Origin of the sequence: Bacillus sp. RC251 (genome assembly GCF_044908765.1) — a bacterium.
Lineage (GTDB): Bacteria > Bacillota > Bacilli > Bacillales > Bacillaceae_G > Bacillus_A > Bacillus_A wiedmannii.
This window is the reverse complement of sequence record NZ_JBIYDP010000006.1, coordinates 183457-196390: the sequence shown is the minus strand read 5'-3', so window position 1 is coordinate 196390 and position 12934 is coordinate 183457. Positions and strand designations below refer to the sequence as shown.

At 34.5% G+C, this 12934-nt stretch carries 16 protein-coding genes and 2 pseudogenes; 5 read left to right on the top strand and 13 right to left on the bottom strand.

What is annotated here, in order from left to right:
* A pseudogene (locus ABH961_RS20010) lies at positions 1-233 on the bottom strand (BclA C-terminal domain-containing protein); the annotation flags it as partial.
* Between the two features lie 551 nt (positions 234-784).
* Here ABH961_RS20010 and ABH961_RS20005 point away from each other — a divergent pair.
* Both ABH961_RS20005 and ABH961_RS20000 read left to right on the top strand, forming a co-directional pair.
* Complete coding sequence (locus ABH961_RS20005; protein WP_046958777.1) at positions 785-1288, top strand: DinB family protein; 504 nt, start codon at positions 785-787, stop codon at positions 1286-1288.
* Between the two features lie 136 nt (positions 1289-1424).
* Positions 1425-1752: pseudogene (locus ABH961_RS20000) on the top strand (YfjL-like protein).
* Between the two features lie 63 nt (positions 1753-1815).
* On the opposite strand, the gene ABH961_RS19995 reads toward ABH961_RS20000, so the two are convergent.
* The 7 genes from ABH961_RS19995 to ABH961_RS19965 form a co-directional block, all read right to left on the bottom strand.
* The gene (locus ABH961_RS19995) at positions 1816-2508 is read right to left on the bottom strand and encodes an ABC transporter permease (protein ID WP_098642644.1); all 693 of its coding nucleotides are present in this window, start codon (positions 2506-2508) and stop codon (positions 1816-1818) included.
* A gap of 15 nt (positions 2509-2523) precedes the next feature.
* Entirely contained in the window at positions 2524-3405 is an 882-nt protein-coding gene (locus ABH961_RS19990; protein ID WP_142346266.1) for a DUF4097 family beta strand repeat-containing protein, read from the bottom strand.
* Between the two features lie 34 nt (positions 3406-3439).
* Entirely contained in the window at positions 3440-4144 is a 705-nt protein-coding gene (locus ABH961_RS19985) for an ABC transporter permease (RefSeq protein WP_098642642.1), read from the bottom strand.
* 34 nt (positions 4145-4178) lie between these two features.
* Positions 4179-4340: a hypothetical protein gene (locus tag ABH961_RS19980; protein ID WP_180228540.1), complete on the bottom strand. Its 162-nt coding sequence runs from the start codon at positions 4338-4340 to the stop codon at positions 4179-4181.
* On the bottom strand, positions 4333-5256 hold the full coding sequence (locus ABH961_RS19975) for an ABC transporter ATP-binding protein (protein ID WP_098078828.1): 924 nt from the start codon (positions 5254-5256) through the stop codon (positions 4333-4335). Before ABH961_RS19975 ends, ABH961_RS19980 begins: the two co-directional genes overlap by 8 nt.
* A 125-nt stretch (positions 5257-5381) precedes the next feature.
* On the bottom strand, positions 5382-6317 hold the full coding sequence (locus ABH961_RS19970; protein ID WP_098078826.1) for a HAMP domain-containing histidine kinase: 936 nt from the start codon (positions 6315-6317) through the stop codon (positions 5382-5384).
* A gap of 1 nt (position 6318) precedes the next feature.
* On the bottom strand, positions 6319-7011 hold the full coding sequence (locus ABH961_RS19965; protein WP_000018032.1) for a response regulator transcription factor: 693 nt from the start codon (positions 7009-7011) through the stop codon (positions 6319-6321).
* A gap of 168 nt (positions 7012-7179) precedes the next feature.
* On the opposite strand from ABH961_RS19965, the gene ABH961_RS19960 reads away from it, so the two are divergent.
* Both ABH961_RS19960 and ABH961_RS19955 read left to right on the top strand, forming a co-directional pair.
* Positions 7180-7353 carry a hypothetical protein gene (locus ABH961_RS19960; protein ID WP_048544295.1) on the top strand — a complete coding sequence of 58 codons (174 nt, stop codon included), beginning with the start codon at positions 7180-7182 and terminating at the stop codon, positions 7351-7353.
* Positions 7354-7548, top strand: a complete 195-nt coding sequence (locus ABH961_RS19955) for a YwbE family protein (protein WP_001014310.1) — start codon at positions 7354-7356, stop codon at positions 7546-7548. It begins immediately after the preceding gene.
* 39 nt (positions 7549-7587) lie between these two features.
* On the opposite strand, the gene ABH961_RS19950 is transcribed toward ABH961_RS19955, so the two are convergent.
* On the bottom strand, positions 7588-8787 hold the full coding sequence (locus ABH961_RS19950) for a class I SAM-dependent rRNA methyltransferase (RefSeq protein ID WP_048544299.1): 1200 nt from the start codon (positions 8785-8787) through the stop codon (positions 7588-7590).
* A gap of 285 nt (positions 8788-9072) precedes the next feature.
* Between ABH961_RS19950 and isdG the strand changes: the two genes are divergently transcribed.
* Complete coding sequence (gene isdG, locus ABH961_RS19945; RefSeq protein WP_000587825.1) at positions 9073-9396, top strand: heme oxygenase; 324 nt, start codon at positions 9073-9075, stop codon at positions 9394-9396.
* A 65-nt stretch (positions 9397-9461) separates the two neighbouring features.
* On the opposite strand, the gene srtB is transcribed toward isdG, so the two are convergent.
* From srtB to isdE, 4 genes are read right to left on the bottom strand one after another with little or no spacing between them, the layout of a single operon-like run.
* Positions 9462-10226 carry a class B sortase gene (gene srtB / locus ABH961_RS19940; protein ID WP_098078823.1) on the bottom strand — a complete coding sequence of 255 codons (765 nt, stop codon included), beginning with the start codon at positions 10224-10226 and terminating at the stop codon, positions 9462-9464.
* Between the two features lie 31 nt (positions 10227-10257).
* Positions 10258-11028 carry an ABC transporter ATP-binding protein gene (locus ABH961_RS19935; protein WP_098078820.1) on the bottom strand — a complete coding sequence of 257 codons (771 nt, stop codon included), beginning with the start codon at positions 11026-11028 and terminating at the stop codon, positions 10258-10260.
* Positions 11018-12001 (bottom strand): FecCD family ABC transporter permease, encoded by a 984-nt coding sequence (locus ABH961_RS19930; RefSeq protein ID WP_001036828.1) that lies wholly within the window; start codon positions 11999-12001, stop codon positions 11018-11020. The genes ABH961_RS19935 and ABH961_RS19930 overlap by 11 nt, the downstream gene beginning before the upstream one ends.
* 27 nt (positions 12002-12028) lie before the next feature.
* Entirely contained in the window at positions 12029-12910 is an 882-nt protein-coding gene (isdE, locus tag ABH961_RS19925) for a heme ABC transporter substrate-binding protein IsdE (RefSeq protein WP_048544305.1), read from the bottom strand.
* Positions 12911-12934 lie beyond the last annotated feature (24 nt).

The window sequence follows — 12934 nt, the reverse complement described above, 5'->3', positions numbered from 1 at the left end:
GTCGGACCTGTTGAACCTGTTATTCCCGTCGCTCCCGTTGGACCTGTGTCACCTGTTGGGCCCGTTGCTCCCGTTGGGCCTGTGTCACCTGTTGGGCCCGTTGCTCCCGTCGGACCTGTTGGACCCAGCTTAGGGACTGTCCCATCACAACTAAAACAGCATGAATCAACATGTACACCATTTTGATTATTACACCCACAATATCCATTTATATTATTGCTCCATGAAGACATGTTGATCACTTCCTTTACGTTCGATCTTTTAAGTAAAATCACCAAGTTAGAAAACACCTATCTAAATAACAAAAAACACTTTACCTAGTGGGGATAAACACAGATTTATTCCATACATTCTAGTAATTATTACATGCGATTTGCTCTCTTTTTGCTTGTACTTTCGCCTTCTTGCTCAAACGAAATTCTTTTTCTCTATTTTGCATATACATATAAACTTCAATCCAATTGGTGTATTCATCGGCGGACTACTTGCAGTTAAAATTGTCCTTTTTTCATGGAAATTAGGATTTAGCTCAACAGCCCTTGCTTTAATAGAAATCGGTATTTCAGCTCTCGGCTCAACAATTATTCAACTCTTTATCGTTAGCACAAATTTGAATGTTGCTGTACTTGGAGCACCTTATTTCTTATGGTTGGTGAGGAAGAGTTGGAAGAAAGTTAAAAAGGAGCTTCTTGGGAGTCTCCTTTTTTATTCATTCTTATAAGGTCAAAAGGAAACTATCTTTTTTTCACGAATGTAACCTATGAACATAACGAGGAGGGATAACATGTACCAAACTATTGAAGGCTTCTTGCAATCATGGACATACGAGGCTGAGTCTACTCAAAAGATGCTCAATGCATTAACAGATGAATCTTTGTCACAAGAAATTGCACCTGGACACTGGACGTTAGGCAGAGTTGCTTGGCATATCGTGACGGCAATTCCAGTTATACTATCTGGCACAGGGCTTAAGTTTGAAGGAGAAACGAAAGATTATCCTGTACCAACTTCTGCAACAACAATTGCTGATCAATACCGTAAAGTGAATGCAGCTTTTGTTGAAGCTCTTCAAGGCGAATGGACGGATAAAGACTTAGCTACTATTAATGACTTCTTTGGTCGTCCTATGCCGAATTCTATATTTTTAATGACACTTATTAATCATCAAAATCACCATCGCGGACAAATGACGGTTTTAATGCGACAAGCCGGCTTAACAGTCCCTGGCGTATATGGTCCTGCAAAAGAAGAATGGGCTGCAGCTGGAATGGAAGCTCCTAAAATGTAACTACAGAAAAAGACAAGGTGTTTACACATCTTGTCTTTTTCTGTAACTTGTTTCATGTGAAACTATTTTTACCAAATGGTTGTTTTATGGAAAAATACGTTAAAATGAATACATATTATGAAGAGGAGCAACCAAATTGAATACAAAAAATAAAAAAATAGTTATGGGAACTGTTTTACTAACTTCTATTATTGGAGTTATCAGCGCATCTCTTTATTTCACAAGTTATGGTACCCCTTGGGGAAAACAAACAGCAGTTACGGAATCAAAAGAATATATTACAAAATACTTTGATCTAGATGCAGAAGTCAAAAATACTTCTTACGATGCTAAAATGAATAGCTATCTCATTTGAGACAAGTAAAGACGGAGAGTTTACTATCGAATATAAAAGTCCTAATAACTTTAATATTTCTCCAGGAGTGCAAGCGTATTTAAGCAAACACTCCAAATTTACAGAGTAGTAACGAAGCATACATATACAAAAAAAGAGTTACTGTAACGCCAACTCTTTTTTCTTATTTTTGTCATACTGTTATATCTTCCTTCTCTATATTTTTAATTCCGTAACATGCAATCACAACTCCAATTGTTGCCAATGCTAGTTGAAGAGGAAGAAAAGTTGCTACAGAAAACGTAGTGCTATTCATTGCAATTGATACAACGATAAGCGATGAAACAATTGTAGTTGGCACTGAACGTTTACGCATTCCGAAATATAGTGGGATTAAACTTATTCCCGCAGTTGCGACGGCTAAAGGAACAAGGTTTATCCCTTCTTGCATCAATTGATCTACTGTGAATGAATTAGGAAGAATTGAAAAATAGCTATCTATCCCAAAGAACATTCCTACTACTAAAATGTTAGATAAAATAACTGTTATAAATGTTAATGTTGCTGTAATAACCAACTTACTAACCATCATTTTCTTTCGGTTAATTGGATAAGAAAACATAAGTAGTATTGTTTTGTTTTTATATTCACTAATTATTAACCTTGCGATTAACACACTACCAAAAATAATAAATGTTGCTCTTACTAATGCACTAGCCATTAACAAAACCATCTGTGGATCTCTCATTTCTGGATCTCCTTCTATTTGAGAAACGATGCTCGTAAAGATCAGTAATGCCAGTATAGCGATATTTGCAATAATCGCTCCCCTCACATACCATCCAATCTTAAATTTCTTCAGTTCTAGCTTCATTAAACGTAGCATGATAGTCCTCCTTCCTCATAAGACTTGATCAATATAAATTACTCCTGTTTTACTTAAAATCTTCACTTCGTTTTTTGCATCACCAATAGTTCCCTCTTTTATTTTTTCTGTATTTTTATCTTTCTTAAGTCCATTTACATTCACCATTACGTCAGACGAATTACTTTTAGCCGTAAGTTTTAAAGATGTCGGAACACCTTTATACCGTACGCCAATATCTCCTGACTTTGTTTCTACAAATAATGATTTTCCTTCTTTCATATCTTTCAGTAATACTTCACCGGATGTTGAAGTGATGTTCATATTTGCGTTACTTACATTTGTTATATAGTTATCACCAGTCGTAGATTTTATATTTAATTCTTGTACTGAACTATCTTTTACAGCTAACTCTCCACTTTGCGATATGAATTCGCCTTTCTCAGCTGATAGTCCTATAACCATTTCATCTCCAGACTTGCTTTTTGTCACGATACTTTTTACTACTATATCGCTTATTTTCACATCACCCGATTTATTATTTAATACAATTGTATCTATTTCTTTCTTCGGAATAGCTATAGATATACTATTTTTCTTCCTAAACGTAAAACCATTAAAAAATCTGGTCGCCTTTTGTTTTTGCTTAACTATAACTTTATTCCCTGCCTGCTCTATTTCGACGGGATCTATCTCTTTATCTACTCGTTTACCTTGAGCCAAAATTACTATTTTATTAGAGTCTGTACTTTTAAATTCAATATCCCGGTTTTCATTGTCCACTTCTATTTCTTTTATATGATTTATCTCAAAAGACTTTTCTTTCTTAAAATCTTTCCCCTGAAATACCTTAAAGCCAAAAACCACACTAGCAATTGTCAAAAATAATATTGCAATTACTATTATTTTTTTCACCATTCATACCCCAGTTCGTTTTTGTTTTAGGCTTGCTTCACGCCACATCGATTTTGTCGATTTTACGAAACGATAGATAACTAATGAAAATCCCTAATAAACAGAGCACTATTGGGATAGCTATAAAATCAAACATACTTACTTGATTGCTTTCAGCCCCAACGTTACCACTAATCAGCATACCAATTATTACTGCCGAAGTAATCGTTGTCGGTGTCGATTTCTTTCTCATCCCAAAAAATAAAGAAATTAAACTTATACCAGATATCATAAATGCACTTATAATAGTAGCTGGAACGATAGCTATTATTTCACCTATCTTAGCTGGCGTTTCAATCAGTCCCATCATTGGACTCACAAAATATACGAGCAAACTAATAATGAAAGTAGCGATAATCGTGCTCACAAAACAAAAACAAAAAACAATTGTTAATTTCGCTCTCATTAACATTTTCCTTTGCAGTGGATACATAAATGATAGTTGTATCGTTTTGTTCTTATACTCATCAATTACTAAACGTGATAAAATGACCGAACTAAAAATAATGAATGTTATCCTAATAAAAATATTTGCTAAAGCCATGTTCTGTGTGAAGTCAGAGAAGAGCACGTCTCCCTCAGCTTTCATTCCTAATGCCATAAGGCTTACTGCAACGAAAATTGCTATAATACAAATTGCTACACTTTTAAAGTAACTAGATAATTGATGTTTCTTCCACTCGAGCTTCATTAATCTAAGCATACAAACCACTCCTCCATTCTTTATATAACTCTCTCTACGCTGTTAACATTCTAATTCCAGCAGTAATTACGCTTAACATTCCTATCACTAGTAGAATTAGCAACCATTTCCGCTCTGGTTTCCTATAATATAAAATTCCACTTATAAACAGCACGATTAATCCACTTACCAGGTTCAGCCACAACCCATTAAGCATGAATGCCCTCTCCATCCATTACATTTAAGAAATACTCTTCTAAGGAACTATGTTTCTTATTAATACTTTCTATTTCTACATCGTTCATAATAAGTGCTTTTGAAATGGCTTGCTGTGTCGCCGCCAATTCATACACACGAATCATATTTCCACTCATTATTTTGTAATTTTTTATACCGAGTTTATCTTCTAAAATATAAGCTGCACGCTTCACATCTGGAACAGTAATTTCAATGTACTCTGTTTGTTTTCCGTTAATACTCTTCATTGAAACTTCTTTTATTAGTTTTCCATTTTGAATTACACCAATTGTATCCGCCATTTGTTCCATCTCGCCTAAAATATGACTAGAGACTAATAATGTAATGCCATATTCTTTGCAGAGCATTTTAAATAAGTCTCGTAATTCTTTAATACCAATTGGATCTAAACCGTTAATCGGTTCATCTAAAATGAGTAATTCTGGCTTTGTCATGATTGCCCTTGCAATACCAAGTCGTTGCTTCATACCTAATGAAAAATCTTTTACTTTTTTATCATCTATACCGTGCAATTTCACTAAATGCAAAGCATGATCAATTGCGTTTTTATCGTAATACCCCATATATTCACAATGTAATTCTAGGTTTTCCTTCGCAGTTAATTTATCATAAAAGATTGGATATTCGATAATTGTCCCCATGCGCTTTAACAATTCATAAGATGTATCCTTTAACTTCTCACCGAAAATTTCAATATCACCGCTCGTCGGTTTTATTAAATTTGTGATCATTTTCATAATCGTTGTTTTACCTGCACCATTCGGTCCTAAGAAACCGTATATCTCTCCTTTTTTCACATGCATGTTAACGCTAGAAATAACTTCTTTCCCTTTAAACACTTTCGTTAGCTGATTCGTTTTTAATATATATGTCATGTCATTTTCTCCTTTCGCACTACTTTATACTTCTATAATAGACAACGGAAATCTCTTTTTTCTTACCCGTTCCTTACAAATTCCTTACGCTGAAAAAAAGCTTGTAGAATCTACTTCTCTACAAGCTAAAACAGCATCTTTTTTAATACCACTGTAAAAATTGTTTTTTCATACGGCTTACTAGAAAGATGTATTTCTCCGTCCATCGCTTCCACAAGCCTTTTCGTAATCGTTAATCCTAAACCGCTTCCTTGATACAATCTATTTCTGGAATCTTCAAGTGTGTACATACGCTCAAACACTTTATTAATGTGAGATTCATCAATTCCTTTTCCTGTATCCCATACATCTATATACACACTCGTTTCATCGTCTCTTAACGTCATACCGAGTGTCTTTCCATCGTCTCCATATGTAATCGCATTTGATATTAAATTATTCAATACTCTACCTAATACTTCTACATTTCCAAGTGCATATATATTTCTTTCTGGTATATCAATATGAACTTGAAACCCTTTCGTCGTCACCAAATCATAAAAAGATAAAATCTTCTCGCGACAAACTTCATTCATATATACTTTTGTCATCTCAATTGCCTTGTCACCAGATTCTAATTTTGCTAAATCAAAAAACTTATGAATCAGTTCCATTACTTCTAGTGTTTTCACATGCACCTTTTCAAGTAATATTTGCTGTTCTTCTTTATTTATCGTTTTATCCTTATTTAACATTTCTGTATATCCAAGAATAACTGTTAGTGGCGTCTTTAAATCATGTGAAATATTGGAAAGCATTTTTCTCATCGAAATTTCTACTTTCGCATGATCTGCATTCGTTTTCTGTTTTGCAGCTAATAATTGATTAATTGCCACTAATAATTTTTGCAATTGTATATCATCTGTCATAACGAGTAACTTCTCGCCTGTTTGTTCATTTACAATACTTTCTAACTTTTCGTATGTGTATCGTAAATTTTTGCTACTGTTTTTCCTCATTTTATACTGTATGTAAATGACACATAACAATGTAAAAATAATACCTATTAACAAATTGACCATATTACATCACTTCCAACTTATAGCCGATGCCCCATAACGTTTTAATATACTCTGGATTAGATGGATCACTTTCAATTTTCTCGCGCAATCTCCTCATATGAACATTTATAACATTATCATCACCGTAATACTCTTCGTTCCAAACTAACGTATATATTTGCGCTTTCGTAAATACACGATTTTGATTCTTTACGAATAGCTTTAAAATCTCAAATTCTTTTAAAGTAAGTTTGAGGGGCTTTCCGTTTTTTTCAACCGTAAAATTAATTGGATCAATTGCTAAATCACCAATTTGAATCATCTTTTCTGTTGTTTCTGTAGCCGAATATTTCGTAGACCTCCGAATACCCGCTTTTACACGTGCAGCCAATTCAATCATAGAAAATGGCTTACAAATGTAATCATCTGCTCCCAGTCCTAATCCAACAGCTTTATCAACATCTGTATCTTTTGCCGACATCATTAAAATCGGAACTGCACTTTTTTCCCGAATGATTCGCACAACCTCTAAGCCATCTAGCTTTGGCATCATAATGTCGAGGATAATCAAATCAAATGAACCTTTTAAATATGTGTTCACGCCTTCTTCTCCATCAGATGCGATTGTAACTTGAAAGCCCTCTTTTATTAAATACTTTTCCACCATCTCTTGAATTGAAATATCGTCTTCAACTAATAAAATATGATGTGACATATGTCTATCCCCTTTTTACAAACGTTAACAATTCAATTGTATCGTAACTACTACAGACTGGAAACAATTATATGAATTTTCAAACCAACTTCCCTTCCTTCCATAACAATGATATGATAAAATTCACTACTATTGTTCATAATTAACTTTATATAAAGGAGACTTATCATGTCAGAAAACAAAAAAGTAAGCTTAGCTGATTTAATGCGTGAACAACTTGCAAAGAAAAAGCAAGGAAATGGAAATGGTGCAAATAATACAAATCAAAGCCAAGCAACGAAAAAATTACAAAACCAACAAACGAAGAAAACAAACAACCAGCGTAGACGTACAGGTGTATAAATGAACGGACAAAAACGTTCTAATATCGCACCCGGTCTTGAAGTTGATATTGTATTAAAACAAGATCAACGAACAGGCAAATTAACACGTGGAATTGTAAAAGATATTTTAACAAACTCCCCTTCCCATCCTCATGGCATTAAAGTGCGATTGCAGGACGGGCAAGTCGGTAGAGTACAAAATATCGTTCAATAAGAAAAGGAGCTCAAGTAAACTCGAGCTCCTTTTTCTTTATTACCCTTTAATTTTCTCAATGAAAACTACTTTTAAATAGTCTCCTTCTTTGAATTGATCAATGGTACGAAAATCTTCTGGTAAAGAATGTTCTTCTAATATTTTATATTTGCCATTCATTTCTTTAAATGCCGTATCGATAAATCCTTTAAACTTTTTCATATCAAATGCGCTACAATTTGTAGAGGCAACAATAATTCCATTATTTTCTGTAATCGCAATTGTTTCTTTTAATAAGTTTTTATAATCTTTCGCTGCACTAAATGTATATTTTTTTGAGCGTGCAAAGCTTGGAGGATCAAGTACAACCATATCAAATTTCATCTTTTTCTTAGCTGCATATTTGAAGTAAAGAAATACATCTTCTACAATAATGTCTTGTGCTTCATAATCTATTTCATTTACACTAAACTGCTCAATCGTTTTACTTAAACTACGATTTGCCAGGTCCACACTCGTCGTTTTGCTCGCTCCGCCAAGCGCTGCAAATACAGAGAAAGCACCTGTATAAGAGAACATATTCAACACTGTTCTCCCTGTCGCATATTTATCACGAATTTGTTTTCGAACGTTACGCTGATCTAAAAATACACCAACCATCGCTCCGTCGTTTAAATACACCGCAAAGTTCACACCATTTTCTTTTACGATAAGTGGGAACTCGCCGCGCTCTCCTGCTACGAAATCATCGCCTTCAATGTATTTCCCTTTCGTATCAAAACGCTTTTTCTCATAAATCCCTTTAAAGTTTGCTACTTTTTGAAGAGCTGCTATAATCTCATCTCTGAAAGTATAAATCCCTTCACTATACCAACTTACTACATAATAGCCGTCATAATAATCGATAATTAAGCCTCCAAGGCCATCACCTTCACCATTTAGGACACGGAATGCTGTCGTATCACTTGATTTGTAAAATTGCTTTCGTTTATGTAAGGCAGATTTTATTTTACTTTCAAAGAAAGATTGATTAATTTGTTCACTCTCTTTTCTCGTTAAAATCCAGCCGTATCCTTTATTTTGTTTTCCATAATAACCTTTTCCGATAAAATTGTTCTTCTCATCTACTACTTTAATGATTGTTCCTTCTTCCTGAACATCATTTAAATTTTGAATTGCATCTTTTAAAATAAGCGGATATCCACTTTTAATTTCTTTTATAAATTTCGGTTTTATTTTTACAGTTACTTCTGATCGCATATAATAACTTCCTTTCCATTTGCATGCTTTCTAATTCGTAGGAAGCATATAAAAAACGAGGCTAAAAAATAACCTCGTTTCACTATACCATATTATCGCTTTGCTAGTACAACTCGCTTAACCGCCACATATTTACTACATTTTGAAATGGAAATCTTACTGTCCAAAATAATAAAAAAACTTATTTATTTCACATTTACCATTGACAATGATAATGATTTTCATTATCATTTAATGTATGTGAGTTCTCGAAAATAAAGGCTACATTTATAGGAGGAATAAAACATGATTATTGTTACAAATACAGCTAAAATTACAAAGGGAAATGGACATAAATTAATTGAGCGTTTTAATAAAGTAGGTCAAGTCGAAACGATGCCAGGCTTTTTAGGATTAGAAGTTCTTTTAACGCAAAATACAGTTGATTATGATGAAGTAACAATTAGCACACGCTGGAATGCAAAAGAAGATTTCCAAGGTTGGACGAAGAGCTCAGCATTTAAAGATGCTCACTCACATCAAGGCGGGATGCCAGAATATATTCTTGATAATAAGATCACTTACTACAATGTTGAAGTTGTACGTATGCCAATGGCTGCAGCACAGTAAACATATTTCTTTTTTAAAGTATAGAATATGAGAAGCGTTACCACTTCTCATATTCTATACTTTTTTTACTGTCTCTTTACTAGTTTCGCATGCACGACTAACCTTCCTGCTTCCGGATCAAGTGCATAGTCACACGTCGAAAGTGTTACGATTTGATCACTCGCTGTCAATTTTGTATCCGTTTTGTACAGCGATTTTTCTTGAATTTTCTCCAAAAATGATGTGTATTCCGTATCATTGCTAAAATCCGTTTCAATGTAATAAAAATCAGTTGTTGTTGTATACACCGAGAACACTTCAAGATCATATCCTTCAAATAATGTATCGTAATATAATTTACGATGCGACATGAAGAACTCTTCATCTAACATTTTCTTTAAACTTCCAAACATAGAACCATCTTTCATACGGTGACCATATAAAATAGTATTTCGATTTTGAGATTTCACATCATTACGATAGTCCATAAAAATACTTCCTGCTCTCATATCTTCACCTTTATAATTACGAAATAAATAGTAATCATTGTCTTTCGCCTGAACGATTGGATAATTAATTTGTGTATCATCCATCGTAATCCATCCAACTATTTCTTGGTTAATTTGCTGCAGAGCTTTGAACTGTTTACGTACTTCCCCGTCTTGTGATTGCTCTTCCATCGGACTCTTTTCATAAATGTTTTGTGCTTCGGCCATTACTTTACGATTTTCATAGTAATCCATGAAAATATCACCTAATTCATATACTGAATAGAAAAAGGTACCTAAAAAAACAACTGTAAGTATTCGTTGAAAAAAAGAATTCTGCTTCCGTTCTTTTTTACTACTCAAATCATCACCTCAAAACGGATTGTTCGCATATTTAAATACCCATTGGGACCATATACAACCCTGTATCTTCATCTTGCTTTACAACGACATCTACACCGTATATCGTCTTTATCATACTTTCTGTCACAACATCTTTCGGCTTACCTTTCGTAACAATTTCGCCGTCTTTCATAACGATGATATGATCACTATAGCGAATCGCCTGATTGATATCATGTAATACCATAACGATTGTCAATCCATGTACTTCATTTAACTCTTTTACTAGCTCTAATATTTCAAGTTGATAATAAATATCTAAATAGGTGGTCGGTTCATCTAAAAAGAGCATTGGTGTTTTCTGAGCTAACGTCATAGCAATCCAAACACGTTGTCTTTCTCCACCAGATAAAGCATGAATCTCTTTATCACGTTTACTTAGTAAATTCGTACATGCTAAAGCCCCTTCGATTGCTTCTCTATCTTCATCAGTTTGCGAGGAAAAAATATTTTTATGAGGCATACGACCATAACTTGTTAATTTCTCTACCGTCATATCTGCCGGTGCTTCATTTTGTTGATGGACAACGGCTAACTTTCTAGCAAACTCTTTCGGTTTATATTGACTAATCGCCTTTCCATCCAGTATTATCTCTCCGCTACGAGGGTCGTGATTTCTTGACATGACGCCAAGTAATGTCGATTTCCCGCAACCGTTTGGACCAATAATTGTTGTAATTTTACCAATTTCTATTTCACTACTAACCGACTTTAATCGATCCGTTACATTATCATACGAAAAGGTTACATTTTTAATTTCCATGAACTTTATCACTCTTTCTAAGCAAGAATATTAAGAATGGGCCACCAATCACTGCCATAATCGTCGCCGCTGGAATTTCGTTAGGTGGCACAATTAACCTTCCAATCGTATCCGCCGTCAAAATTAATAACGCTCCTGCAAGAGCAGAAAATGGAATTAATACTTTATGATCCGAACCGACTAGTTGTCTTGAAATGTGCGGAACGAGTAATCCTACGAAAGCAATAACACCTGCAATTGCTGTTGATACTGCTGCTAAAAGTACTGCAATAGCAGAAATAATAAGACGAACTCTCGTCACGTGCAAACCTAAGTTTTTCGCAGTCTTATCTTGTAGCGATAATAAGTTACACCAAGCTCCTACAAACAGAGCAAGAATAAGACCAATTGTTCCATATGTAACCATTATTTCTACATCGCCCCACGTCTTCATCGTTATGTTAGAAGTCGTCGTTTGCTTAATACTCTTAATGAAGTATCCGCAAATCGTAATGAACGATTCATTTAATCCAGTGAACATTGCATTAATAGCTATACCAACTAAAATAATGCGAAGCGGACTTAACCCTGACTTCCATGAAAATGCATAAACGAGATAACATGCAAACGCACCACCTAAAAAGGCGAATACGGGTGTCCAGAAAAAGAATTGCGGGAATAACGTAATAATAACAAGTGTCATAAAACTTGCCCCAGAAGATATCCCGATTACCCCAGCATCAGCAAGTGGATTTTTCATAACAGCTTGAAAAAGCACACCTGAAACGGCCAGAGCTGCTCCAGTAAATAGTGCAATAATAATACGTGGGAAACGTAAATCTTTAATCACTTCAACATCTTCATTCCCCCCTGTAAATATCCCTTGCACAAGCTCAACAATACCTATTTCTAAACTCCCTTTCATCGCTGACAATGATGTCATAACAATAAGCAATGCAGTAACAATGAGGAAACTCCAAGTTTTTTTATTCATTCCACTCTTCCTTTATATTAAAATGCATCACGGATACATCATTTTTTTCAATTCATCTAAAGCTTCCATTGCTGCTAAATTACCTGTTGTTCCAAATAAACGCTCTTCTAAATCGTAAACACGGTTATTTTTAACTGCAGCGAAGTGCTTCCAAATATCATTTGTTTTAAATTCTTTATCAAACATTTTCACAACTTCTTCAGGCATACCATGAGCTGCTCGTAAAATAATATCCGGATCAGCTTTTTTCAAATACTCTGTATTAGAAGCTAAATACTCTACTTGTTCACCTTGCACAATATTTTTACCACCTAGTTGTTTCACTAAATCTCCAATATAAGAATGCTCTGTTGCTACTAAATAACTCCCTGGTACACCTAATAAAATAAGCACTGTCGGTTCTTTCTTTCCCTTTACTGCTGTTTTAATCTCTGTAACCTTGTTATCTAACTTCGTTACAACTGCTTCAGCCTGCTTTTCACGTCCATATTGCTTACCTAAATCGCTAATGGAATTTTGCATATTTTTCAAGCTTGTTAAATCTAAAAAGTTTGCTTTCGTGCCCACACCATCAAAAACTGGCTTTAATTCATATTCAAGTGTTGTCACGGATAATACTTCTGACGGCTTTAACGATTTTACCTTTTCCATATCAGGACTCATCGGATTCCCGACTTCAGGTAAACCTTTATATCTCTTTGGTAAATCTTTCGTACTTGTTGGAATACCAACTAAATCTACTTCTAACGCATCCATAATTTCAGTAACAGCAACTGTCGTTGCAACAATTCTCTCTTTACTCTCACTCTTTACCTGTTTTGCTGCTTCTTTTTTAGGCGCCGAGCATCCAGCTATACTCACTAATAGAATGATAGCCATTAGTACACTAGCAATTTTCTTCACTCTCAATCACCACTCCTTTCCAAATAATAT

What these genes read in the sequence shown, in the direction of transcription:
- ABH961_RS20005 (WP_046958777.1), top strand. Translation starts at nt 785, where the DNA reads ATGTACCAAACTATTGAAGGCTTCTTGCAATCATGGACATACGAGGCT.
- ABH961_RS19995 (WP_098642644.1), bottom strand. Translation starts at nt 2,508, where the DNA reads ATGCTACGTTTAATGAAGCTAGAACTGAAGAAATTTAAGATTGGATGG.
- ABH961_RS19990 (WP_142346266.1), bottom strand. Translation starts at nt 3,405, where the DNA reads ATGGTGAAAAAAATAATAGTAATTGCAATATTATTTTTGACAATTGCT.
- ABH961_RS19985 (WP_098642642.1), bottom strand. Translation starts at nt 4,144, where the DNA reads ATGCTTAGATTAATGAAGCTCGAGTGGAAGAAACATCAATTATCTAGT.
- ABH961_RS19980 (WP_180228540.1), bottom strand. Translation starts at nt 4,340, where the DNA reads ATGCTTAATGGGTTGTGGCTGAACCTGGTAAGTGGATTAATCGTGCTG.
- ABH961_RS19975 (WP_098078828.1), bottom strand. Translation starts at nt 5,256, where the DNA reads ATGACATATATATTAAAAACGAATCAGCTAACGAAAGTGTTTAAAGGG.
- ABH961_RS19970 (WP_098078826.1), bottom strand. Translation starts at nt 6,317, where the DNA reads ATGGTCAATTTGTTAATAGGTATTATTTTTACATTGTTATGTGTCATT.
- ABH961_RS19965 (WP_000018032.1), bottom strand. Translation starts at nt 7,011, where the DNA reads ATGTCACATCATATTTTATTAGTTGAAGACGATATTTCAATTCAAGAG.
- ABH961_RS19960 (WP_048544295.1), top strand. Translation starts at nt 7,180, where the DNA reads ATGTCAGAAAACAAAAAAGTAAGCTTAGCTGATTTAATGCGTGAACAA.
- ABH961_RS19955 (WP_001014310.1), top strand. Translation starts at nt 7,354, where the DNA reads ATGAACGGACAAAAACGTTCTAATATCGCACCCGGTCTTGAAGTTGAT.
- ABH961_RS19950 (WP_048544299.1), bottom strand. Translation starts at nt 8,787, where the DNA reads ATGCGATCAGAAGTAACTGTAAAAATAAAACCGAAATTTATAAAAGAA.
- isdG (WP_000587825.1), top strand. Translation starts at nt 9,073, where the DNA reads ATGATTATTGTTACAAATACAGCTAAAATTACAAAGGGAAATGGACAT.
- ABH961_RS19935 (WP_098078820.1), bottom strand. Translation starts at nt 11,028, where the DNA reads ATGGAAATTAAAAATGTAACCTTTTCGTATGATAATGTAACGGATCGA.
- ABH961_RS19930 (WP_001036828.1), bottom strand. Translation starts at nt 12,001, where the DNA reads ATGAATAAAAAAACTTGGAGTTTCCTCATTGTTACTGCATTGCTTATT.